The 23,839-nt window shown below is 58.8% G+C and carries 24 protein-coding genes, 1 tRNA gene and 1 pseudogene; 12 read left to right on the top strand and 14 right to left on the bottom strand.

The features are described 5' to 3' along the window. The 5 genes from LD28_RS0106630 to LD28_RS0106610 all read left to right on the top strand — a co-directional run. Positions 1–1,273, top strand: a 1,273-nt coding sequence (locus LD28_RS0106630) for a peptidoglycan DD-metalloendopeptidase family protein (RefSeq protein ID WP_033136205.1), incomplete at its 5' end; no start/stop codon positions are given. 64 nt (positions 1,274–1,337) lie between these two features. Next, the gene (locus tag LD28_RS0106625) at positions 1,338–2,456 is read left to right on the top strand and encodes an anhydro-N-acetylmuramic acid kinase (protein ID WP_033136204.1); all 1,119 of its coding nucleotides are present in this window, start codon (positions 1,338–1,340) and stop codon (positions 2,454–2,456) included. A 180-nt stretch (positions 2,457–2,636) separates the two neighbouring features. Beyond that, the gene (locus LD28_RS0106620) at positions 2,637–3,395 is read left to right on the top strand and encodes a substrate-binding periplasmic protein (protein WP_033136203.1); all 759 of its coding nucleotides are present in this window, start codon (positions 2,637–2,639) and stop codon (positions 3,393–3,395) included. A 363-nt stretch (positions 3,396–3,758) separates the two neighbouring features. Beyond that, on the top strand, positions 3,759–4,631 hold the full coding sequence (locus LD28_RS0106615; RefSeq protein ID WP_033136202.1) for a beta-1,6-N-acetylglucosaminyltransferase: 873 nt from the start codon (positions 3,759–3,761) through the stop codon (positions 4,629–4,631). Between the two features lie 99 nt (positions 4,632–4,730). Then, entirely contained in the window at positions 4,731–5,087 is a 357-nt protein-coding gene (locus LD28_RS0106610) for an MliC family protein (protein WP_033136201.1), read from the top strand. Between the two features lie 56 nt (positions 5,088–5,143). On the opposite strand, the gene LD28_RS0106605 is transcribed toward LD28_RS0106610, so the two are convergent. The 4 genes from LD28_RS0106605 to nrdD form a co-directional block, all read right to left on the bottom strand. After that, entirely contained in the window at positions 5,144–5,536 is a 393-nt protein-coding gene (locus LD28_RS0106605; protein ID WP_033136200.1) for an energy transducer TonB, read from the bottom strand. Between the two features lie 175 nt (positions 5,537–5,711). After that, positions 5,712–5,882 (bottom strand): YqaE/Pmp3 family membrane protein, encoded by a 171-nt coding sequence (locus LD28_RS22150; protein ID WP_033136199.1) that lies wholly within the window; start codon positions 5,880–5,882, stop codon positions 5,712–5,714. Positions 5,883–5,946: 64 nt separating this feature from the next. Continuing rightward, positions 5,947–6,456: an anaerobic ribonucleoside-triphosphate reductase-activating protein gene (gene nrdG / locus LD28_RS0106595; RefSeq protein WP_033136198.1), complete on the bottom strand. Its 510-nt coding sequence runs from the start codon at positions 6,454–6,456 to the stop codon at positions 5,947–5,949. Positions 6,457–6,556: 100 nt separating this feature from the next. After that, the gene (gene nrdD, locus LD28_RS0106590) at positions 6,557–8,674 is read right to left on the bottom strand and encodes an anaerobic ribonucleoside-triphosphate reductase (protein ID WP_033136197.1); all 2,118 of its coding nucleotides are present in this window, start codon (positions 8,672–8,674) and stop codon (positions 6,557–6,559) included. Between the two features lie 444 nt (positions 8,675–9,118). On the opposite strand from nrdD, the gene LD28_RS0106585 reads away from it, so the two are divergent. Next, complete coding sequence (locus LD28_RS0106585) at positions 9,119–10,093, top strand: ABC transporter substrate-binding protein (RefSeq protein ID WP_033136196.1); 975 nt, start codon at positions 9,119–9,121, stop codon at positions 10,091–10,093. Positions 10,094–10,177: 84 nt separating this feature from the next. Here LD28_RS0106585 and LD28_RS0106580 read toward each other — a convergent pair whose 3' ends face one another. The 3 genes from LD28_RS0106580 to LD28_RS0106570 form a co-directional block, all read right to left on the bottom strand. Next, entirely contained in the window at positions 10,178–10,729 is a 552-nt protein-coding gene (locus tag LD28_RS0106580) for a hemerythrin domain-containing protein (protein WP_033136195.1), read from the bottom strand. Positions 10,730–10,799: 70 nt separating this feature from the next. Further along, positions 10,800–11,477, bottom strand: coding sequence for a uracil-DNA glycosylase (ung, locus tag LD28_RS0106575; protein ID WP_033136194.1), 678 nt, complete (start codon positions 11,475–11,477; stop codon positions 10,800–10,802). A gap of 69 nt (positions 11,478–11,546) precedes the next feature. Then, entirely contained in the window at positions 11,547–12,287 is a 741-nt protein-coding gene (locus LD28_RS0106570) for a substrate-binding periplasmic protein (protein ID WP_033136193.1), read from the bottom strand. Positions 12,288–12,655: 368 nt separating this feature from the next. Here LD28_RS0106570 and grcA point away from each other — a divergent pair, with 368 nt between their 5' ends. Further along, complete coding sequence (gene grcA, locus LD28_RS0106565; RefSeq protein WP_005334936.1) at positions 12,656–13,036, top strand: autonomous glycyl radical cofactor GrcA; 381 nt, start codon at positions 12,656–12,658, stop codon at positions 13,034–13,036. A 116-nt stretch (positions 13,037–13,152) separates the two neighbouring features. On the opposite strand, the gene LD28_RS0106560 is transcribed toward grcA, so the two are convergent. The 7 genes from LD28_RS0106560 to hemA form a co-directional block, all read right to left on the bottom strand. Next, positions 13,153–14,433 carry a dicarboxylate/amino acid:cation symporter gene (locus LD28_RS0106560; RefSeq protein ID WP_033136192.1) on the bottom strand — a complete coding sequence of 427 codons (1,281 nt, stop codon included), beginning with the start codon at positions 14,431–14,433 and terminating at the stop codon, positions 13,153–13,155. A gap of 304 nt (positions 14,434–14,737) precedes the next feature. After that, entirely contained in the window at positions 14,738–15,592 is an 855-nt protein-coding gene (kdsA, locus tag LD28_RS0106555; protein WP_033136191.1) for a 3-deoxy-8-phosphooctulonate synthase, read from the bottom strand. A gap of 183 nt (positions 15,593–15,775) precedes the next feature. Further along, complete coding sequence (locus LD28_RS0106550) at positions 15,776–16,576, bottom strand: SirB1 family protein (protein ID WP_033136190.1); 801 nt, start codon at positions 16,574–16,576, stop codon at positions 15,776–15,778. Positions 16,577–16,588: 12 nt separating this feature from the next. After that, a complete protein-coding gene (locus LD28_RS0106545) occupies positions 16,589–16,972 on the bottom strand; it encodes a SirB2 family protein (RefSeq protein ID WP_033136189.1) in 384 nt (127 codons plus the stop codon). 56 nt (positions 16,973–17,028) lie between these two features. Beyond that, positions 17,029–17,880 (bottom strand): peptide chain release factor N(5)-glutamine methyltransferase, encoded by an 852-nt coding sequence (prmC, locus tag LD28_RS0106540; protein ID WP_033136188.1) that lies wholly within the window; start codon positions 17,878–17,880, stop codon positions 17,029–17,031. A gap of 61 nt (positions 17,881–17,941) precedes the next feature. Beyond that, the gene (gene prfA, locus LD28_RS0106535) at positions 17,942–19,030 is read right to left on the bottom strand and encodes a peptide chain release factor 1 (protein WP_033136187.1); all 1,089 of its coding nucleotides are present in this window, start codon (positions 19,028–19,030) and stop codon (positions 17,942–17,944) included. A 54-nt stretch (positions 19,031–19,084) separates the two neighbouring features. After that, positions 19,085–20,341, bottom strand: coding sequence for a glutamyl-tRNA reductase (gene hemA / locus LD28_RS0106530; RefSeq protein WP_033136186.1), 1,257 nt, complete (start codon positions 20,339–20,341; stop codon positions 19,085–19,087). Positions 20,342–20,467: 126 nt separating this feature from the next. On the opposite strand from hemA, the gene lolB reads away from it, so the two are divergent. The 5 genes and pseudogenes from lolB to LD28_RS0106505 all read left to right on the top strand — a co-directional run. Beyond that, positions 20,468–21,046, top strand: a complete 579-nt coding sequence (gene lolB / locus LD28_RS0106525; protein ID WP_033136185.1) for a lipoprotein insertase outer membrane protein LolB — start codon at positions 20,468–20,470, stop codon at positions 21,044–21,046. Next, positions 21,046–21,916: pseudogene (gene ispE, locus LD28_RS0106520) on the top strand (4-(cytidine 5'-diphospho)-2-C-methyl-D-erythritol kinase). The gene lolB and the pseudogene ispE overlap by 1 nt, the downstream one beginning before the upstream one ends. Continuing rightward, positions 21,896–21,970 (top strand) — tRNA-Gln (locus tag LD28_RS0106515). Before ispE ends, LD28_RS0106515 begins: the two are co-directional and overlap by 21 nt. A gap of 204 nt (positions 21,971–22,174) precedes the next feature. Continuing rightward, on the top strand, positions 22,175–23,122 hold the full coding sequence (locus tag LD28_RS0106510) for a ribose-phosphate pyrophosphokinase (protein WP_005343846.1): 948 nt from the start codon (positions 22,175–22,177) through the stop codon (positions 23,120–23,122). A 116-nt stretch (positions 23,123–23,238) separates the two neighbouring features. Next, positions 23,239–23,839 (top strand): metallophosphoesterase (locus tag LD28_RS0106505; protein ID WP_033136183.1); only part of this gene is annotated, 601 nt, incomplete at its 3' end.

The following is a 23,839-nucleotide window of genomic DNA, read 5'->3' as shown; positions in this document are numbered from 1 at the left end:
CCGCAAGATGGTGCTGATTTTGAGCATCATCACCATGATGCTGGCTGTCTGGCCAAGCGAACAGGCGGTCGCGACACGGGTCGATGAAAACGGCAACGAGATTGCCCTGCGGGAATCGGCTAACGACAACGAGCTGGCCGCCGAGGCCGCACAGCCGGTCACCCCGCCCAAGCCGCGCTACATCACCAAGCAGGTGAAGGTACGCCGTGGCGACAACATGGGGGTGATCTTCCAGCGTATTGGCCTGAGCACCACGGATCTGCACCTGATCGATCAACTCGACGGCAGCACTCCCCTGCGCATGCTACAGCCGGGGCAGGAGCTCACCTTCAAGCTCACCGAAGATGGCCAGTTGCAAAGCCTCTACTACCCCCACAGTCTGGAGCAGGCGCTCAAGGTGAACCGCAAGGATGACAGTTTCGTTGCCCGCAACGTCAAGATCGCCCTCGACACCCGCGAGCAGGTAACCAAGGGGGAGATCCGCTCCAGCTTCTGGGGCTCTGCGGTCGATGCAGGCATGACGGAAGATCAGATCATGGATCTCGCCACCATCTTCGGCTGGGACATCGACTTTGCCCAGGATTTGCAGCCGGGGGACAGCTTCCGGGTGGTCTATGAAGACAAGTTCCGCGACGACGAGCGGGTCGCCTCCGGCGATATTCTGGCCGCCGAGTTTATCAATCAGGGCGAAACCTATCGCGCCGTGCTCAATGAAGATGGCAACTACTACACCCCGGAAGGCAAAGCGATGCGCAAGAGCTTCCTGCGCGCCCCGGTCAACTTCAAATACATCAGCTCCAACTTCAACCCGCGCCGCCTCCATCCGGTCACCGGCAAGATCCGCCCCCACAACGGTATCGACTATGTCGCTCCGGTGGGCACCCCCATCATGGCGGCAGGCTCCGGCAGCGTGGTGGCCGCCGGTTACAACCAGTTCAACGGCAACTACGTCTTTATCAAACACGCCGGCAACTATGTGACCAAGTACCTGCACCTCTCCAAGCGCACCGTCAACAAGGGGCAACGGGTGAAGCAGGGGCAGACCATCGGCAATCTGGGTGGTACCGGCCGGGTCACCGGCCCGCACCTGCACTATGAATTTGTGGTGGGTGGTGTGCACAAAAACCCGCGCACCCTCACCCTGCCGCAGGCAGAAACCCTGAGCGGACGCGAGCTGGCCAACTTCAAAAAGCTGGCGATGCCGCAACTGGCCAAACTCGACAGCCCCGAACTACAGCTGGCCCAGAACAAACGGGATAGCCGCGGCAACTAGGCGGGCAAGATGACGATCTCTCTTTATCCAGCACCACTATTGGCAACCATTTTGAGGAGAGCTCATGGCTGAGCGCTATATCGGATTGATGTCAGGCACCAGCATGGACGGTATCGACGCCGTACTGGTGGTGATCGACGGGGATCAACTGCGGGTCGAAGCGGCACTCAGCCACCCTTGGCCAACCGCTCACGAGCTGCATGAACTCTGCACCCCGGGCGACAACGAAATCGACCGCATGGGGGTGGCCGACAATCTGGTGGCTCGCGAGTTTGCTGCCGCCACCCACGCCCTGCTGGCCAAAACGGGGCTGACCCCCAGGGATATTCGCGCCATTGGCAGCCACGGTCAGACCATCCGCCACCGCCCGCAGCTTGGCTTTACCCTGCAGATCGGCAATGCCGCTCTACTGGCTGCGCTGACCGGCATCGACGTCATCGCCGACTTTCGCACCATGGACATGGCCCTCGGCGGTCAGGGAGCGCCGCTGGTGCCCGCCTTCCATCAGGCCTTCTTTGCCCGCCCCGGAGCCCTGCGGGTGGTATTGAACCTCGGCGGCATCGCCAATATATCGGTGCTGCCGGGCCATGCCAACGGGGTCTATGGCTTCGATACCGGCCCGGCCAACACCCTGCTCGATGGCTGGTATCGCCGTCATCAGCCGCACGGCGGCAACTACGACGCCGGTGGCAAGTGGGCCGCCAGCGGTCAGCTGATCCCGGCTCTGCTGGAAAAACTGCTGGCTCACCCCTACTTCGCCGCTCCCGCCCCCAAGAGCACCGGACGGGAGATGTTCACCCTCGCCTGGCTTGATGGCGAGTTGGCAGGCAGTGCCTACGCCCCCGTGGATGTGCAGCGTACCCTGCAAGCGCTCACCTGCCACAGCATCGCCCACCAGCTGCCCGCTCAGCCCGAGGCGATTGGCGCAAGCCTGCCCAAGGCTGAGCTGTTTGTCTGCGGCGGCGGCGCCTACAATGCGCCGCTGCTGGCGGAGCTGGCCAGCCTGCTGCCCCACTGGCGCATCGCCAACACCGCCGAGCTGGGGATTGCCCCCGACTGGATGGAGGGGGCGGCCTTTGCCTGGCTGGCGATGTGCTTTGTCCACCGCAAACCGGGCAATCTGCCCGCCGTGACCGGTGCCAGCCGTCCGGCGGTGCTGGGGGCCCTCTATCCCGCCGGATAAGCACTCACTGAGCCCCGCGCGTACTGTGTCTTGTACGTAAGCAACAGCCCCGAACTGTCCCGGATCGGGGCTGTTGCTTTGGACTGCACACCCTCTTGGCACCGCCGATCTGACCGCCGTTGCAGGCCAACCAGCCTCTGTGGCTATGCTTGTAGAATTAAATGGCGAGGTATATTCATCATGATCGCATCGTGGATGAGGTGGCTGTGTTTGGCGCTCATGCTAGCGACAAATACGCTTGGTGCAGCCCCCTTGGTAATAGGTGCAGAGGATGACTGGTATCCCTACACATATAAGGGTAGCGATAATGGGCAACCACAAGGGCTGACGCCCGAGTTGGTTAAGGCCGTCTTTGCAGAAGAGGGGATAGCGATCGTCTTTCGTACCCTCCCCTTTGCCCGCTGCATGCAGGACACCAAGCAGGGCCAGATGACAGCCTGCTTCAACGCCGCTATCACCGAAGATAATCGCGACAGCTACTACTGGCACAATACACCGCTGTTTGAAGAAGATTTTGCCATTTTTGCCCTTGCCAACGAACCCAGGCGAAATCTCACCTTCAGCTCACTGGAGGGCATGAGGGTCGGCATTGTCATCGGTTATGACTATTCCAGTGAATTGATGCAAAACCCTAAAATAAGACGCATTAAAGCTAAATCAGAAACGCAATTAATTGAGATGATGGTACGAGGTCGCATCGATTATGTATTGATGTCTGATATTTCCGGCCAACTCAAAATTAAGCAACTTGCGCTGGAAGGGAAAGTGATAAAAGTCGGCTATATATCTACCGTCGGATTGCGGCTGGCCTTCTCCCGCACCTACCCCGGGGGAGAGGAGATGGCCAGACGCTTCGAGGAGGGGCTGCAAAAGATCAAACACAAGGGCACTTACGAGGTGCTGGTACGGGATTTCAAGAGCAAACTCGGACTCCATTGAACAGTTTTCATCCCGCCACGGCGATATATGACCCGCTTGGCCCGAACCATGCTACTGTGGCCCCTCACTTACCGGCCGCTTGCGCTCTGCACCTGATGACAGGCTTGTCATGCAAAAGAGCCCCCCGCCTGGGCAACCCTTGCCCCTCTCTCATCCTCAACCTGACGTTGCCAGACCGGCTGTATTGACCCGATGCCATAAGGCGCATCTCCCCCTGTCGCAGCCTGTTCTCACTGTTGCCATATACGTTTCACTCTCTTTTATTGCGACAGCGGTCAGCCCGACGGGAACCTGCTTCACGCTATCCGCCTGAAGCGGCCTGCTGTTTGGCGCTGCCCTGCCGCCAACACAGGACACACCGCCATGATTGCCTACCTCATTCTGGTTCATCGCTATCCCGACCAGTTCAAGCGCCTGTTCAAGGCGATCTACCACGACAGTAATCACTACCTGATCCACGTCGACAAAAGCTCGGGCCCTGAGTTGCAGCAGGAGATCGCCCTATTCCTCAGCGACTATCCCAATGCCTCGCTGCTCGCGAGCAAGAATGCGCTGTGGGGAGGTTACAGTCTGGTGGATGCCGAATTGCGCGGCATAGCGGCACTGCTGAAACAGGGGATTGAATGGGAATTTTTCATCAATCTGAGCGCCCAGGACTTCCCGCTGCGCACCCAGGGGCAGATCCACCGCTTCTTGCGCGGCCAGCGCGGCAAAGATTTCCTCAAAGTCCTCGACCAGCGCACGCTGCGGCCCGATACGCTGCACCGCATCGATCACTATGTGACCGAGACGGAGCGGGAGCTGATCTGTGAACAGGTCGCCACCCGCCCCTATCTGGAGGGTGTCACCCCCTACATTGGCAACCAGTGGATGATCCTGAGCCGCGCCTTCTGTGAATTTGTCAGCCACAGCCCCGAGGTGGATCGCTTCAAAAACTTCTACCAAAACACCCTGATCGCTGATGAGGGGTTCTTCCAGACGGTGATCATGAACACCAGCTATCAGGGGCGGATCGTCAACGACGACAAGCGGGCCATCGACTGGATCCCCATGGGAGACATCAAGCTGAGGCCGCGGGACTATCTGGCGGAAGATGCCACGGCCCTGCTGCAAAGCGATCATCTGTTTGCCCGCAAGTTCGATGAGACCATCGACAGCCAGATCCTCGACATTCTGGAAGGGGTACTGGCACAACCGGTGGCAAATAGCGTCCGAGCCGTGCCAGCGCTGGCATAAAGGGCCGGACAACTACCGACGCAGACGCCAGACCAGCCATTGCAGATCATCATCAAGCTGTTAGTCTCATGCTTGGATGACATAAATTGGACTGCAATCATGAAAAAAACTCATATGCTGACCATCAGCATGCTGGCGATGGGGGGACTCGCTGGCTGCAATCAGGGCAATACTCTCTCCGTCACCGGTGGCGAACCGGTCGGTTACCAGTGCGAGCAGGGCAAGAAGGTGCAAGTGCGCTACTTCTCCCTCTCCGACGAGAGCCTCAGCTTTATCAAGCTGTCGCTGCCGGACGGCAAGGATTACACCCTGCCCCAGGCCATCTCGGCTTCCGGTGCCCGCTATACCGACGAGCACGAAGCCGTCTGGTGGAACAAGGGGAATGAAGGGTTTGTCGAGCTGCGTGACAAAAATGGTGAGTGGCAGACCGTCTATCGTGACTGCAAACAGCAATAAACATGACCCCGGCCTGGCCGGGGTCTCTCTTTATCTGGCATCAGCGTGGCGGGGGATCAGTTGATCTCGATGTCGAAGCGGTTGGTCACCTCGACCGGAATGGCATCCGGGTTTCCCTCCGCCGGGCTGTAACGCATCCGGGAGAGGGTCGCCAGCGCACTCTGCTCCAGCTCACCGGGGGGCTCTGCGGCCACCACTTCCGGTTTGACCGGCGTGCCATTGGAGTCGATCTGGTAACGCACCTCCACATACCCCTTGACCGGTTTGGCCGGCAGGGCGGGCTCGTCATTGCCAAGCCATGACCAGTGATTATCCTGAACCCAGTAGCTGGACAACTGCTCGAGGGGGATAGCGATCGGAGCGCGTTCGCGCGCCACTTCCTGACGGGATGAGCACCCCAGCAACAACGTCAATGCCAGACCTGACCATACTGCGACTTTCCACTTCATGTAACGCTCCTTGTTCTCTGCCGGTTCTTGTTGCCGGACTGCGGGCCGCTCAACGCGCCCCCTTGGTCAGTCACCCATCCTAACGAAAAAGTATTCGTATGAACATGAACAAAAGGGCCAACCCCGAGAGGTTGGCCCTTTTATCGTCAATGAGTTCATGAGTCAGACGGTGGCGTCAGCCACGCTTGTTGCTCACCACCAGCCAGAGCGCATGCACCATGCCCGGCAGACCGCCCAGCAGGGTCAGCACAATGTTGATTAAAAAGTGCAGGCTAAAACCCACCTGAATAAAAGCACACACAGGGGGCAGGAAAATAGCCAGCAGGATCTTGAGCAGATTGTTCATCTCGGCGCTCCTCGTCAATGATGTTGTCGAAACAGGGATGGGCTTACCATAAACATCCCGCCCTTCAACTGCAAACCAGACAGGGTATTCGCTCACCCGTCTCACGCCAGGCGTTGAGGTCGTGGATCTGCTGATTGCTGCTGCCACGCCAAAGCAGGCCCGGGTCTGCCAACGCCTTTTCAAACTTGCCATCCACCAGCACATCCAGCAAGGCAACCAGCTCACGCTGGGCAGCGGAGAGCTCACCGAGCCGATAACCGGTCCAGCACCAGATATCCTTGCCCGGGCACTCGGCGCGCACCCGTTTCACCAGCGCCAGCACATAGGGCACGTTGGCCGGGTGGAGCGGATCGCCGCCGGAGAGCGACAGACCTCGCCGTTTGATGCGGCTGTCGTTGAGATCCGCAATGACGCGATCGCTCATCCCCTGATCGAACTGCTGGCCGCCATCGAGCCGCCAGGTGCTCTGGTTGTAGCAACCCGGGCACTGATGCTCGCAACCGGAGACAAACAGGGTGGCACGGGTGCCGGGGCCATTGATCACATCGACCGGGTAGTATTGGTGGTAGTGCATCGCTTGTTTCCTGCCTCGTTCACGGGACTGCGGCATGGCTGCCGCCCTCCAATGAAAATGGCCCCTTGAGTCAGGGGCCAGCTCTTCATCGCTTGTGCGCTCACATATGTTTGACGCGGCGCTTCACTTCTTCCTGCTTGCCCGCGTTGAAGGGGCGTGCATCCGGGCTGCCGAGGTAGCCACAGACACGGCGGGTCACCGACACCTTGGCGGGATCGTGGTTGCCGCAGCGCGGGCAGGTAAAGCCCTTGGAAGTGCACTCGAACTCGCCGGTAAAACCGCAGTCATAGCACTCGTCGATGGGGGTGTTGGTACCGTAGTAGGGCACCTTGTCATAGCTGTAATCCCAGACGTTTTCGAGCGCTTCCAGGTTGTGCTGGATGTTGGGGTACTCGCCGTAGCAGATGAAACCGCCGCTGGCGATGGGCGGATAGGGCGCCTCGAAGTCCAGCTTGTCGTACGGGTTGACCTGCTTCTCCACGTCGAGGTGGAAGCTGTTGGTGTAGTAACCCTTGTCGGTCACGCCGGATACCACGCCAAACTCTTTGGCATCGATGCGGCAGAAACGGGTGCAGAGGTTCTCGCTCGGGGTGGAGTAGAGGCTGAAACCGTAGCCGGTCTCGTCCTTCCACGCATCGGTCGCCGCCTTGAGACGCTCGATGATGGCGATCGCCTTTTGGCGCAGCATCTCGCTATCGAACAGATGGGTGTCGCCGCCAAACAGGGCATTGATGGTCTCGTGAACCCCGATATAACCGAGTGAAATCGAGGCGCGGCCGTGCTTGAAGATCTCGCTGACGTTGTCGTCTGCCTTCAGACGCACGCCGCAGGCCCCTTCCATATAGAGGATCGGCGCAACCCGGGCCTTGACCCCGTCGAGCCGCTCGATGCGATACATCAGCGCCTTCTTGGCCACCCGCAGGGCGGCATCCAGACGATCCCAGAAGTCCGCTTCATCACGGGATTTCAACGCGATACGCGGCAAGTTGAGGCTCACAACACCAATATTGTTACGGCCTTCGTGGATCAGTTCGCCATTCTCCTCGTAGGCTCCGAGGAAGGAGCGGCAACCCATGGGGGTCTTGAAGGAGCCTGTCACCTTCACCACTTGGTCGTAGTTGAGGATGTCCGGATACATCCGCTTGGAGGCGCACTCCAGCGCCAGCTGCTTGATGTCGTAGTTGGGATCGCCCTGCTTGTGGTTGAGGCCATCCTTGATGGCGAACACCAGTTTCGGGAACACGGCGGTCTTCTTGTTCTTGCCAAGGCCGGCGATGCGATTGCTGAGGATGGCGCGCTGGATCATCCGCGACTCCCAGCTGTCCCCCAGCCCAAAGCCGAAGGTGACGAACGGCGTCTGACCGTTGGCGGTGTGCAGGGTGTTGACTTCGTACTCCAGCGACTGGAAGGCGTCGTAACACTCTTTCTCGGTGCGGGCCATGGCGTAGGCTTCCACATCGGCGATGCCCCACTCCTGGGCCACTTCACGGTGTTTCTGCCAGCTGATGGTCACATAGGGGGCCAGCACTTCATCGATGCGGTTGATGGTGGTGCCGCCATAGATGTGGCTCGCCACCTGGGCGATGATCTGGGCAGTCACGGCAGTGGCGGTGCTGATCGATTTCGGGGTATCGATCTCTGCATTGCCCATCTTGAAGCCGTGGGTCAGCATCCCCTTCAGGTCGATCAACATGCAGTTGAACATCGGGAAGAAGGGGGAGTAGTCGAGATCGTGGAAGTGCAGATCACCGCTCTCGTGGGCCAGAACCACATCACGGGGCAGCATGTGGCTGGTGGCATAGTGCTTGGCGACGATACCGGCCAGCAGGTCGCGCTGGGTCGGGATCACCTTGGAATCTTTGTTGGCATTCTCGTTGAGCAGAGCGGCGTTGGTCTGCTCGACCAGACCGCGGATCTCCTGCGCCAGACGGCCGCGCGCCTCGCGGGCCTGATCCCGATCGTGGCGATATTCGATATAGGCACGGGCGATGGCCTTGTCATCGGAGGCCATCAGGTGGTTTTCGACCCGGTTCTGGATCTCGTGGATATCAACTTCACCACGCCCTTCCAGCTCCTGGCTGACCGCATCGGCAATGCGTGCCGCCAGTGCCGGACTGGCCTGATTGACCGCTTCCGCCGCACGGCTGACCGCATCGCGAATTAGCTGGGCATTGAATGGTGCGCGACATCCGTCACGTTTGATCACAACCGGTTTCATCGATTTTCCCCGTTAAAAGGCCAGGCATTTGCCTCTGGCTCACCCTTGTTGGGCTCCCCTCCCGGCATCTCATCCTGGACGCAAATAAATTCAGCCGAGGCTTGACAAGCCTGGGCTGAAGATAGGAAGGGAACAGCTTATACACAGCTTAATAACACAACATATAGGTATTAAAAACGAATGCATCCCTATATGTGGTGTCTATTAGGCACCAAAGCGCAGCCTCATTTCTTGATCCAGAACAGGTTTTTCAGCGAGCGGGACAGTTCCCGACCAACCACAAAAAACCTCAAATGGAGCCATTCCCAAGCATGGTGCGGGCTGGCGTCCGATCAGGCTCGCAGAAAAAAATCGCGCCTGTCAGCCTTGATTTCGAGATGACAGCGCCAGTCAAAACCGCACATACTGAGCTGGAACACACTATTGAACGACACGGGACACCTCATGCTCAAATCCCTGCTGTTGCTACTGCTCGCCACCCTCTCCCTGCCACTCTACGCCGCCCATATTCTGGTCATCAGCAGTTACCACGCCGAATACCTGTGGGATAAAAGCTACAACGAGGGCTTGATCCATGGCTTGCAAGGGGAACACCAGATCTCTCACTTCTATATGGATACCAAACGCCAGCCGCGAGAGGAGTTCGATGCCATTGCCCAGCGGGCCATCGACTTTTATCTGAAGAGCAAACCGGATCTGGTGGTACTGGGCGATGACAACGCCATCAACTATCTGGCCAACGAGATCGCCTCCCTCGGCACACCCGTGGTCTTTCTCGGCATGAATGAGAACCCGCGCCTCAAGGGCTTTGTCGGTCACCCCAAGATCACCGGCGTGCTGGAACGTCCGCTGCTCAAGCGCAACATCAGCGAGATGAGCCAGATGATGGGGGGGCTAAACAGTGTGCTGGTCTTGTTTGATTCAAGCAGCCTGGCCTTAACCGCAATTGATGACGAGTTCAAAAGCCAGACCGAGCTGCGGGTCGGCCAGACCCGGATCAATAGCCAGCTCATCGGCGACTACAGCCTCTGGCAAGAGGCGGTGCTCAATGCCAAGAAGAATGGCTATGAAGCGATCTTTCTGGGCCTCTACCACACCCTGGTCGACGAGCAGGGCAAGCATGTGAGTGAAAATACGGTGCTGGAGTGGACCAGCAAGCACACTCCGGTGCCGATCTTCTGCTTCTGGGAATTTACCGTGGGCAAGGGAAGGGCTATCGGCGGACTGGTACTGGATGGCCACGATCAGGGGCTACAGGCAGCGGCCCTCATCAACAACATACTGGCAGGGACCGAGCCCAAAACCCTCTCTCCCCGCGCAGCTCTGCGGGGCGAATATATCTTCAGCAAGAGCGAGCTGGCCCGCTGGCGGCTCACCCTCCCCGACAAATGGCGCCACAAAATCCTCTGGCGTGAATGACTACCAATAAACAACCCGGCACATAGGCCGGGTTTAGTTTGCACCTGCACAAAGGGGATGCCGGATAAAAACGCCCTTTGCCGCCTAATTGGTAACAAGTGGCAGTGAGAGACGTTTGGCCAACGCCTGGAAGTGCTGACTCACCTCGGCCCCGAACAGGGGGTCGCCAATGGCGCGGTTCTGCCAGTTTTGCTCCAGATGACGCCAGTCATCCTCGGTCAGGGAGTCACGCAGATGGGGGAAGATCACCCCCTCTTCGTAGTTCATGTGCGCCTCTTGCAGCTCCACGAAACGCTCCAGCTTGGCGGTGAATTGATCGAGGGGGATCACCGCATCCATCAGGATCATCTCCACCATCTCCTTGAGATCGGCACCCGCCTCCAGCAACTTGACGTGCTCCTCCTGCAGGCGGTTGGCGACCTCCCCTTCCACCACCCGGTACTTCAGGTAGTAGTCATAGATGAGGTCTTCCTTGGGATGGTGATACTTGTCGGAGACCTCCCGCAGGTAGTCTATAACATCGCGCACCAGAAAATAGCTGATAGGCTCTTCGGCACGAATGGCTGCCAGCTTGTGCTTGAGCAGCTCCAAGAGTCGGGCGATGTTGAGATGGTCCTTGTGCAGACTGGATAACATGGGCACTCCTTGGCTCTGAATTAATGTTATGTCCCTGAGTATACGGTCATTTGTCGCCCGAACTTTGCACTCAATCAAGTGGGCTGCAGACAGATTTCCACTCTATCGGACTCTTGCCCTGTTGTTCCAGCAAGCGATTGGTCTCGGTAAAGTGACCGCAACCGATGAAACCGCGGTGGGCCGAGAGGGGGCTCGGGTGCGGCGCGGTCAGCACATAGTGGCGCTGGCGGTCGATGAAACGCCCCTTCTTCTGGGCGTGAGCGCCCCACAGCAGGAAGACCACCCCCTGACAGCTGGCATTGATCTGCTCGATGACCCGATCGGTAAAGGTCTCCCATCCCAGATGAGCGTGAGAGTGAGCCTGACCGGCCTGCACCGTCAGCACGGTGTTGAGCAGCAGGACACCCTGTTTGGCCCAGGATTCGAGAAAGCCGTGATTGGGTGTGACGAAACCTGGCAGGTCCCGCTGCATCTCTTTATAGATGTTGACCAGTGAGGGGGGCGTCCGTACGCCGGGCAGAACAGAGAAGCAGAGACCGTGCGCCTGATTGGGGCCGTGGTAGGGATCCTGCCCCAGGATCACCACCTTGACCTGATCCAGTTCGGTCAGCTTGAAGGCATTGAACACATCGGTGGCTGGCGGGTAGATCACCTTGCCCGCTTCCCGCTCGGCTCTGACGGTTGCCAGCGTACTCTTGAAATAGTCCTGCTCTTTCTCAGAGCCAATCACATCACTCCAGGTCAGCACCCCGGCCTCCTCACTTGATACGGCGAAGGGCTCAGGATAGGGGGCCAGCCCGCAAGACGCAACCGTGGCTCACGCTTTCCAGAGCCTGGCGAGGCGCCCCGAGCGCTCCAGCTTGCGCAGGCCGGTATTGAACAGCAGCATCAGACGGCGCGCTTCGGGATCTGCCTTGCGCATCAGCAGGTATCCCGGCTGCGACCAGATGGGGTCGGCGGCGCTGGTCAGGGCCAGCGATTGGGGATGACGGGCGAGCGCCTGCTGAAATAGGGTCTGTGCCACCTGCTCATCCATCACCAGATAATGGATCCGCCCGTCGAGCAGCTTGCCCATGCTCTCCTCATCGGAATCTGACCACGCGAGGGTGAGGCCAGCTTGGCGGGCGGCAAACCCATCGCCATAGAAGTAGCCGCGTGTCACCCCGACCAGCTCGTGCTTCAGCTGACCCAGATTCACCGATGGCGAACCGGCCAACGTCATCAGGCGGGTGGTGAAATGGCCAAGCGAGGCGGAGAGATAGAAAAGCTGTTCCCGCTCGCGGGAGCGAAACCAGGGCATGGTGACCACATATTGCCCCTCCAGGGTCAGCTGGTAAGCCTCGGCCCAGGAATAGAAGTGAAAGCTGACGTCGAGCCCCTCTTCGGCAAAGGCTTCGCGCACCACCTCACAGAGAAAGCCCTGATTGGGCAGCGACTCACTGATATAGGGCGGCCACTCGCCCACGGCAATACGCACCGTCTCGGCCCGCACCGCGGCACTGCTTGCCCAGCAACAGAACAGGGCCAGCCATCCCCACTTTCGCCACCCACTATTCACCCGGCACTCTCCTCGCTTTTTTTGCTGAGTGTAGCCAACCCCTCAATTAACATCAGAAAAAGCCAAAAAGATGTAGTTAAATTACTAGATTAACGAGATAAAAGATGCATAATTTTGATATCTTACAAAATCAGAAAAATGACCTATTTTTGATTCATCTCAATAATTTAATCCCCTTAAAATGGCGTTTTATCAGATTTTCTTGATCTAGATCAATTTTGGTAATATTACCACCGTGGTATATATGACCCCATCAAAGAAAAGGTGTAAGGCAAGGGCCCTTTAAGTCATCGCCATCGACGGTAGCTTAAATACATCAGGGTAATTTCCTTACAGTTGGATTCGCGTTCCCATTGAGGAGTCATACCATGATCAAAGGCATTCAAATCACCCAGGCCGCCAACACCGCTCTGCTGAACTCTTTCTGGCTGCTGGACGAAGAGAAGCAACAAGCTCGCTGCATCTGCGTCAAAGGCGATGCTTTCGCTGCCGATCAAGAAGTGCAACTGGCTGACCTGGGTCAGTTCGAATACCGCGAACTGCCGGTTCAGGCTGAGCCTGCTGTTGAAGGTGGCCAGCACCTGAACGTCAACGTGCTGCGTCGCGAAACGCTGGAAGACGCTATCGAAAACCCGGAGAAGTACCCGCAGCTGACCATCCGCGTATCTGGCTACGCAGTGCGTTTCAACGCCCTGACCCCGGAACAGCAGCGTGACGTGGTTACCCGTACTTTCACCCAGAGCCTGTAATCAGCGCCCTGCAGTGAACAGCTGATACTCGCGGTATCAGCACAAAAAAACGGCCAATCGGCCGTTTTTTTATTGCCCCCGCACCAGCCAACGCAGCCGTGCGGGGGAAACAGCGCTTACGCCCTGTCCACTTCCAGCTGCCCGGCCTTGCCGCCGAGCACCGCATCCATCTTCTTCTCGTCCAGCTGCTTGCAGTATTTGGCGACCACCACGGTGGCAACACCATTACCGATCAGGTTGGTCAGCGCCCGCGCCTCGGACATGAAGCGGTCGATCCCCAGGATCAACGCCAACCCGGCCAGTGGCAGATGGCCCACCGCCGAAATGGTCGCCGCCAGCACGATAAAACCGCTACCGGTCACCCCGGCCGCCCCTTTCGAGGAGATCAGCAGCACCACCAGCAGGGTGACCTGCTGAAACAGATCCAGCGGGGTATTGGTGGCCTGCGCGATGAAAATCGCCGCCATGGTCAGATAGATGGAGGTGCCATCCAGGTTAAAGGAGTACCCGGTCGGAATGACCAGCCCCACCACCGATTTCTGGCAACCCAGCTTCTCCATCTTGTCCAGCATCCGCGGCAGTACCGACTCGGAAGAGGAAGTCCCCAGCACGATCAGCAGCTCCTCGCGAATGTAGGAGATGAAACGCAGGATGCTGAAGCCGGACGCTTTGGCGATGCTGCCCAGCACAATGAAGATAAAGAAGAGGCAGGTGAGATAGAAGCAGGCGATCAACTGGCCCAGTTGTACCAGCGAACCTACCCCGTATTTACCGATGGTAAATGCCATTGCCCCGAATGCACCGACCGGTGCCAGCCTCATTATCATATTGATAATGCCGAATATGACTTTGGAGAAGCTGTCAATGACGCCGAAAATAACCTGTCCCTTTTCGCCAATATGATGCAGTGAGAAACCGAACAGCACCGCAAACAGCAATACCTGCAAGATATTGCCGCTGGCAAAGGCACCGATCACACTGCCCGGAATAATATCCAGCAAAAAGGCGATAATGCCCTGAGACTTGGCCTGTTCCGCATAGGCGGAGATGGCGCTGGCATCCAGCGCGGCGGGATCGACGTTCATCCCGGCACCCGGCTGCAACAGGTTGACCACGCACAGCCCGATGATCAGGGCGATGGTGCTGACCACCTCGAAGTAGAGCAGCGCAATGGCGCCGGTCTTGCCGACCGCCTTCATGCTCTCCATCCCGGCAATGCCGGTGACCACGGTACAGAAAATAACGGGGGCGATGATCATCTTGATCAATTTGACGAAGCCATCACCAAGGGGCTTCATATCGGCGCCCAGTTCCGGATAGACATGCCCCAGAAATACCCCAAGGGTAATCGCGAGCAATACCTGAAAATAGAGGCTGCTAAATAGTTTCTTTTGCATTATTAACGTCCTGTTAATTTAATTGCACATTGTTATGACAGCAATAAACATGCAGATAGCCGGGACGAGATATCTGCGTATCTCGCCCGATCCATGCTGTTTCTGCATTACTACGGCGACTACTTTACATGCAATAAAATGCAATTAAGAGACATCAATCACACAACCAAATTAACAACATTAACACCACGACAACCAGCAATTGATTGCTCGCAGATTAATTTGAGTCTTCAACAAAATGTGGCAGATATAAAAAATGCCCCGCATTGCGGGGCATTTTTTATCAAGAAATACAGAGTCGGGATCAGACCGAAGTGTCGAGGGGTTCGAAACCCTTGATCAGGTCATCGATGGCCTTCATCTGCTTGAGGAAGCCTTCCAGCTTCTCCAGCGGCAGCGCGCTCGGGCCATCACAGCGGGCAATTTTCGGATCCGGGTGGGATTCGATAAAGAGACCGGCCAGACCGACCGCCATACCGGCGCGCGCCAGCTCGGTCACCTGCTCGCGACGACCGCCAGAGGCCGCTCCCAGCGGATCACGGCACTGCAGAGAGTGGGTCACGTCAAAGATCACCGGATAGCCGCCGGTGCTCTTCTTCATCACGCCCAGACCCAACATGTCCACCACCAGGTTGTCGTAGCCGAAGTTGGCACCGCGCTCGCAGAGGATCAGGCGATCGTTGCCGCACTCCTCGAACTTGTCGGTAATGTTCTTCATCTGGCTTGGGCTGAGGAACTGCGGCTTCTTGATGTTGATGACGTTGCCGGTGCGGGCCATCGCCTCAACCAGATCGGTCTGGCGCGCCAGGAAGGCAGGCAGCTGGATAACGTCAACCACTTCGGCGACCGGCTTGGCCTGATGGGGCTCGTGCAGATCGGAGATCACCGGCATGCCGAAGGTCGCTTTCAGCTCCTGGAAAATCTTCATCCCCTCTTCCAGACCCGGACCGCGGTAGGAGTGGATGGAGGAGCGGTTGGCCTTGTCCCAGCTCGCCTTGAAGACAAACGGGATGCCCAGCTTGCTGGTCACTTCCACGTACTTCTCGCACACCGCCATCGCCATGTCGCGGGATTCCAGCACGTTCATGCCGCCAAACAGCACGAACGGTTTGTCATTGGCAACGTCGATCTGGTTGATCTTGATATTCTTCTGTTCCATCTAAAAGATCCTTAATGAAAGGGCCTGAAGCCAAGTTAGTCCGTTGCGACCGGGCGCAGCAGCCTTGATATTCTTCTGTTTCAGCTCCAAGAGATCCTTAATGAAAGGGCCTGAAGCCAAGTTAGTCCGTTGCAACCGGGCGCAGCGGCCTTGATATGCGTCTGTTGCAGTGCCAAGCCATCCTTAATGAAGGGGCTTGGGGCTAAGATCCAGCGCGGCCAGCTGCACTTTCAGCACATCGGCGACCGGATCGTCCGGGCATTGTTCAATAAAATATTCAAAATCGTCGGCGGCCTGGCGGGGGCAATCAAGCTGCTCGTAGATAAAGCCGCGATCCCGCGTCTCCAGCGGATCGCCGGGTTTCATCCGCAGCAACAGCTCGCTACAACGGAGCGCCTCGGGCATGCGGTCTTCCCGCAGCAGGGCCCCCTTGCTGACGTTGAGCAGCCGTTCGATGATCTCCCACTGGCCGGAGGGCTGCAGGTAGTCGGGGGTCAGGGTCGCCAAGTCCCCCAGCGCGCCGCGCAGCAGCAGCTCGATGCGGGCCAGGCTCAGCTCATCGCCGGTAAAGGGATCGACATAGACCTCCCCCTCGCCACCGGCAAAGCTCACCAGGAAGTGACCGGGAAAGCAGATCCCCTCCACATCGAGCCCAATCTTGCGCCCCAACTGGATGATGAGGATGCCGAGACTGACCGGGATCCCCTTGCGCTGTACCAGCACCTGATTGAGGTCGCAGTTGTTGGCCGAGAAGTAGTCCTGCCAGTCACCGTGGAAACCCAAGCTGTGGTAGAAACCTTGCAGCAGTTGCTGGCGCACCTCGTCGCAGGTGCCTTCGGCAATCTGCTCGTCCAGCCACTCATCCAGCAGTTGCAGCTCGCGGATCCCCTGCTCGGCGGAGCCGTAGATCTCGTCGCTGATCGACAACGCCAGCTCGGTGATGTCGTGGGCTTCGAAATCGGTCCATTCGTCTATGTGTAACATCGTCTTCATGCCTTAACCGAACAAACTCGCCTGTTTGAGCAGTGCCAACTTGGCAACAAAGTAGATCCACCCAATTGCCCCCACAAAAGAGCACCAGCGGATCAAATTGCTCTTGGCCAACCGCAACGCCATCGCTGCCAGAAAGACCAATATCAGGATCCCCGTCAACTTTTCGCTAAGCCAGGGCGTTCCGTTATTGAACGGGTTGAGATCCAGCACCACACAGAGCAGCACGCCGGAGAGCACAACCAGACCATTAAGCCAGCCGCTGACTTTCAGCACCTGAGCACTGTAGGCCCGATCGGTACCGGTCTGCATCCAGTAAAAACGGAGCATAAACAACAGTACGGCCCCGGCAATCAGGGTGAGGTGCAGGTGCTTGAGCACAAAATACATTTTCAATCCTTGCATGGGGGCGCACAGGCAACCCGCCGTGTAACAGTGAGGGGCAATCAGCGCAGCGGGCAGAGGCCCAGCGTCACCCTGTCGTTATCCCCGTAATCGCGCACCGTGGCGACCTCGCGGTAGCCTCTGTCGCGCAACAACTGACGCACCGCAGCCCCCTGATCCCAACCATGCTCCAGCAGCAGCCAGCCGTCGGGCAGCAGATAAGCGGGGGCATGGGCCACGATGTGGCGGATATCTGCCAGCCCGGCGTCATCGGCAACCAGCGCTGAACGGGGTTCAAAACGCACGTCACCCTGCGTGAGATGGGGATCGGCGCCATCAATATAGGGGGGATTGGAGACAATCACCGCAAAACGAGGCGTCTTGTCGCGATCCGGCTCGCCAAGGGGCTCGAACCAGCTGCCGTCCCGCACTTCGATGGGCAATCCCAGCGCGGCGCTGTTTTCGCGGGCCAGCGCAGCGGCATCGGCCATCCGATCCACCGCCCATACATCGACCTCGGGCCGCTCGGACTTGAGCGCCAGCGCGATAGCGCCGGTGCCGGTGCCCAGATCCAGCACGGCGCACGGTCCTTGCGGGATTTTGGTCAGCGCCTGCTCGACCAGCACCTCGGTATCGGGGCGCGGGATCAAGGTAGCCGGGCTCACTTTCAGCGGCAGCGACCAGAACTCCCGCTCTCCCACCAGATGGGCGATGGGTTCGCCATTAAGACGACGGGTCAGCCACCCCTGCAGGGTGGCCTGCTGGGTGGCATCCAGCTCGCGCTCGGGCCAGGTCATCAGATAGCTGCGGCGGCAGTCGAGCAGATGGCAGAGCAGCACATCGGCGTCGGCGCGGGGAGATTCCCCGCCAGCCAGCACGGTCATGATATGGGCACGGGCCTGCTGGATCTGCATCAGTGCCGCTCCACCTTATGGGCACAACACTTAATGCGAGCTTGCCGGATCACCAGTTGCATCAACTGTTCTCGGCCAGCGAGGCGAGCTGATCGGCCTGATACTCCTGCACCAGCGGGGTGATGATGCAGTCCAGATCCCCTTCCAAAATTTCGGAGAGACGGTACAGGGTGAGGTTGATGCGGTGCTCGGAGAGGCGACCCTGCGGGTAGTTGTAGGTGCGGATACGCTCGGAGCGGTCGCCAGAGCCCACCAGATTGCGGCGGGTGCTCTGTTCGGCTGCGCGGTGGCGCTCATCCTCGGCCGCTTGCAGACGGGCGGATAGCACTGACATCGCCTTGGCGCGGTTCTTGTGCTGGGAGCGCTCATCCTGACACTCCACCACCAGACCGGTCGGCAGGTGGGTGATGCGAATGGCCGAGTCGGTCTTGTTGACGTGCTGACCACCGGCACCGGAGGCGCGGAAGGTATCGATCTTCAAGTCGGAAGGGTTGATCTCGATCTGCTCGGCTTCCGGCACTTCCGGCAGCACGGCGACGGTACAGGCGGAGGTGTGCACCCGGCCCTGAGACTCGGTCTCCGGCACCCGCTGCACCCGATGACCACCGGATTCAAACTTGAGGCGGCCATAGACACGCTCGCCATCGATCTTGGCGATCACCTCCTTGTAGCCACCATATTCACCGTCGTTGCAGCTGACGATGGAGACGCGCCAGCCCTGACGCTCGGCAAACCGTGAATACATGCGGAACAGGTCACCGGCAAAGATGGCCGCTTCATCGCCACCGGCACCGGCGCGGATCTCCAGATAGCAGTTGTTGTCATCCTTGGGATCCTTGGGCAGCAACATCAGTTGCAGCTCCTGCTCCAGCGCCTCCAGATTGGCCTTGGCCAGCGGCAGCTCCTCCTGCGCCATCTCGCGCAGGTCGGCGTCATCCTCTTCCAGCATCATCTGGGTGGTCTCCAGATCATCCTGAGCCTGACGGTAACGCTGGAAGGCGTGAACGATATCTTCCAGCTGGGCATATTCACGGGTCAGGGCACGGTAGCGCTCCTGATCCGAGACCACGTCCGGCTCGCCGAGCATGGCCTGTACTTCTTCGTGGCGCTCGATGAGGCCTTCCAGCTTTCTGATCAGTGACGGATTCATAACTCTTGCATTCTCAATGGAGGAAGGGGCCGCCAGCATGGCAACCCCGAACAATTACTCTTGTGGCAACCCCAGCGCCTGCCGCAAGCGGGAGAGCTCGCTCTGATCCCCTTGGGAGGCAGCCTGGCGCAACGCCTGGGTCGGCGCGTGGATCAATTTGTTGGTGAGGCGATGGGCCATCGCCTTGAGCGCCTGTTCGGCACTCTCGCCCTGTGCCAGTGCCAGCAGGGCGCGCTGCAGCTCTTCGTCTGCCACCTGCTGGGACTGATGTCGATAGTCGCGGATCAGATCGACCGAGCTCTGGCCGCGATACCAGCCCATGAACTCGTCGCGCTCTTCCTGCACGATCACTTCCGCCTGCGCAGCGGCCCGTTTACGGGTTTCGAGGTTCTGCTCGATGATCCCCTGCAGATCATCCACCGTGTAGAGATAGGCATCGGAGAGCTCATCAACTTCGGCTTCGATGTCGCGCGGCACCGCGATATCCACCAGAAACATGGGCTTGAAGCGGCGGGCCTTGAGGGCGCGCTCCACCATCCCCTTGCCGATGATGGGCAGCGGGCTCGCGGTCGAGCTGATGACAATATCCGCCTCGTGCAGATAGTCGGGGATCTCTTCAAGCGTCATCACCTGGGCGCCGAATTCGGTCGCCAGGGTCTGAGCGCGCTGCAAGGTGCGGTTGGCCACCATCATCTGGGTGACGTTCTGCTCGCGCAGATGACGGGCCACCAGTTCGATGGTCTCCCCCGCCCCGACCAGCAGCACCTTGGTCTGGGAGAGATCGGAGAAGATCCGCCGACCCAGGCTGACGGCGGCAAAGGCCACCGACACCGCACTGGCGCCAATCTCGGTATCGGTGCGCACTCTTTTCGCCACCGAGAAGGATTTCTGGAACAGCCGCTCCAGCGCCCCCTTGAGGGATTCCGACTGCTGGGCGTGGGCATAGGATTGCTTGATCTGCCCCAGGATCTGCGGCTCGCCCAATACCAGAGAATCCAGCCCGCACGCCACCCGCATCAGGTGGCGCACCGCTTCTTCGTCGTGGTGCTGATAGATGGCGGTGACCAGCTCGGCCGCATCCAGCCCGTGGAACTGCTGCAGCCAGCGCAGCACTTGCTCTTGCCGCTCCCCGTCCAGATTGCAATAGAGTTCGGTCCGGTTGCAGGTGGAGACGATCACCGCCTCGCTGACACCGGGTTGGCTCACCAGCTCACGCAAGGCGCGATCGATGCAGTCCGGGCCAAAGGCGACCCGCTCCCGCAAGGCGACACTGGCGGTGTTGTGGTTGATTCCGAGGGCAAGCAAACTCATGAGTGGACGACGATCATTTCATACGCTGGGTGCAAAGGCTGCCAATTGTACGAGAAAGGGTAAGTCTTTAAAAGCAATACGGCCGCCCCGTATACTGTGGCAAATTCCTCTCTCTGGAGCCGTCTCTTGCTGCTACGTATTTTTACCCTCACCTGCCTGCTGTTGCTGGCCGGTTGTGCCACCACCCAGCCCCAGCGTGACCAGGTGAACTGGAACCAGGAGCGGACCCGTCTCGAGCAGCTGACCCACTGGCAGCTTTCCGGCAAGATGGCCATCATCACCCCCCGGCAAAAGGGCAGCGCCCGCCTCAACTGGCAGCAGGATGGCGAGGATTATCGCCTCAACCTCACCAGCCTGATCGGCACCAGCATTCTGGAGCTCTCCCGCAGCAAGGGTGAGATCACCCTGCTCGACAGCGACGGCAAGCGTCACCAGAGCCAGGATGCCGAAGCGCTGATCTATCAACTCACCGGCTGGAATATTCCGGTCGCCGGATTGCCGGAGTGGATCAAGGGGCTGCCGGGTCAGGCGGAGTTTGAACTCAACCCCGACAGCAGCCTGGCCAGCGTGCGCGACGGCCAGTGGCAGATCGTCTATGGCGATTATCGGGATCAGGATGGCTACCGCCTGCCGCACCAGCTGACCATGACCGGCCAGAACAGCCGCCTCAAGCTTCAGATCAACCAATGGACTCTTGCACGTTAATGGCTTCTACACGCTGGCCGGCACCGGCCAAACTCAACCTGTTTTTACACGTCAATGGCCGTCGCCCCGATGGCTACCACGAGCTGCAGACCCTGTTTATCTTCCTCAACCACAGCGACTGGCTCGAGTTCGAGGTGATTCCTGATAGCGACACACTCACCCTGAGCCCGGCCATTCCCGGCGTACCGGATGAGCAGAATCTGATTATCCGCGCGGCGCGCCTGCTGCAGGCAACACTACCGAGCCCGCAGGGGGCCCATATCCGGCTGGAGAAAGTGTTGCCCATGGGGGGCGGTATCGGTGGCGGATCGTCCGATGCGGCAACCACGCTGGTGGCGCTTAACCACCTCTGGCAAGCGGGGCTCGGTGAAGATGAACTGGCAGCGCTTGGCGTCCAGCTGGGGGCCGATGTGCCGGTGTTTGTCCGTGGCAAGGCGGCCTTTGCCGAAGGGGTGGGTGAGCGGCTGCAACCGGTCGAACTGCCAGATGCCTGGTATCTGGTGCTCAAGCCCGATTGCCATGTGGCAACGGCGGCGGTGTTCCAGGATCCGGACCTACCCAGAGCCACCCCCAAGATGGCGTTGCACAACCTGCTGGAAGGTGAGTGGAAAAACGATTGCGAATCACTGGTGAAAAAGCGCCACCCCGAGGTTGCCAATGCGCTCGGCTGGTTGCTAGAATACGCGCCGTCAAGAATGACGGGCACAGGAGCCTGCGTCTTTGCTCAATTTGAAGACGAAGTGACTGCTCGGGGAGTGTTGGCTAGAGTGCCGAAGGGACTGGATGGGTTTGTCGCCAAGGGCGAGAACATATCACCTCTCTTCTCCACATTGCAACAGTTCAAATGATTGGGGTATCGCCAAGCGGTAAGGCAGCGGGTTTTGATCTCGCCATCCCTAGGTTCGAATCCTAGTACCCCAGCCATTTTTCCGAACAACAGCTCACTTGGTGCTGATGATTAACGTGGCCGGTTTTGCTCTCGGCCACGGATTCGGGTTACCGGTATCATCACAATCATTGGGCAGCAGACGCCTTGTACGTTATCTTGATGAATCGTTTGCCCCAAAACGATAGGGTCTGATTTCAGACTCCCCCCACATACTGGATGCAACCCCGAGGTTTCAAACCGTGCCTGACATGAAGCTGTTTGCTGGTAACGCAACGCCGGAACTAGCCCAGAAGATCGCAGATCGCCTGTTTATCAAACTCGGCAATGCTGCCGTAGGTCGCTTTAGCGACGGCGAGATCAGCGTACAGATCAATGAGAATGTACGTGGTGGCGATATCTTCATCATTCAATCCACCTGTGCCCCGACCAACGACAATTTGATGGAATTGATCGTCATGGTGGATGCTCTGCGTCGTGCTTCAGCTGGCCGTATCACTGCCGTTATCCCCTACTTTGGTTATGCCCGTCAGGACCGCCGCGTCCGCTCCGCCCGTGTACCCATCACCGCCAAGGTTGTCGCTGACTTCCTCTCCAGCGTGGGTGTGGATCGCGTGCTGACCGTTGACCTGCATGCCGAGCAAATTCAAGGTTTCTTCGACGTTCCGGTAGACAACGTCTTCGGCAGCCCGGTGCTGCTGGAAGATATGAAGTCCAAGAACCTCGAGTCTCCTGTCGTTGTCTCCCCGGACATCGGTGGCGTAGTGCGCGCCCGCGCTATCGCCAAGCTGCTGGATGACACCGACATCGCCATCATCGACAAGCGCCGTCCCCGCCCGAACGTCTCTCAGGTCATGCACCTGATCGGTGACGTTGCCGGCCGCGACTGCATCATCGTTGATGACATGATCGACACCGGCGGCACCCTGTGCAAAGCCGCAGAAGCCCTGAAAGAGCGCGGCGCCAAGCGTGTATTCGCTTACGCCACTCACCCGGTCTTCTCCGGCTCTGCCGTCGAGAACATCAAGAACTCCGTGATCGACGAACTGATCATCACCGACTCCATCCCGCTCACCGCGGAGATGAAAGCGGTAGGCAAGGTCAAGCAGCTGACACTGTCAACTGTACTGGCCGAAGCCATTCGTCGCATCAGCAACGAAGAGTCCATCTCTGCCATGTTTGAGCATTGATAGATTCAGCAATAACGAAAACCGCCATCAGGCGGTTTTCGTCTTTCTGGACCATCTCTTTCCAACTTTCTGCTATCTGGTACGACCCTGCCCCCGGCAGGCTTAAGGATTTACCCATGAATTGCTTGCGTCCCCTCCTGCTCGCGACCCTCACCTCCGCCCTGTTCGCCTGTCAGCCTGCCAAAGAGAACCAGCCCTTCGTGCTGACTCTGGCTCACATGAACGATACCCACTCCCAGTTTGATCCGGTCAATGCCGAGATCAAAGGGCAGATCTTTGCCCAGCAGGGGGAGACGGACACCCTCTATACCCGCTTTGGCGGTTATCCGCGCCTGCTCACCATGGCGAAAGCCTATCAGGCCGATGCGCTGGCCCAGAACCACGCCATGCTGCTGCTGCACGGCGGTGACGCCTGGCAGGGCAGCGGCTACTTCAAGCTCAACGAAGGGATGGCCAATGCCGAGTTGCTGAGCCAGTTTGGCCTCGATGCCATGGCCCTGGGCAACCACGAGTTCGATCTGGACAACCAGAAGCTGGCCCGCTTCATCGAGGGAGTCAACTTCCCGGTGCTGGCCGCCAACCTCGACACCAAGGCCGATCCGGCCCTCAGCAAGGTAGACAACCTCAAGCCCTTCGTGGTCTACGCCTTTGACGGCAAACAGAAGAGCCCGGTCACCGATCTCGACAACCTGCCGCAAGGCAAACAGTTGGTCGCCG

The sequence above is a fragment of the Aeromonas finlandensis genome (genome assembly GCF_000764645.1).
Classification (GTDB): domain Bacteria; phylum Pseudomonadota; class Gammaproteobacteria; order Enterobacterales; family Aeromonadaceae; genus Aeromonas; species Aeromonas finlandensis.
The sequence above is the reverse complement of the archived record's forward strand: the minus strand, read 5'-3'. Positions and strand labels throughout refer to the sequence as shown.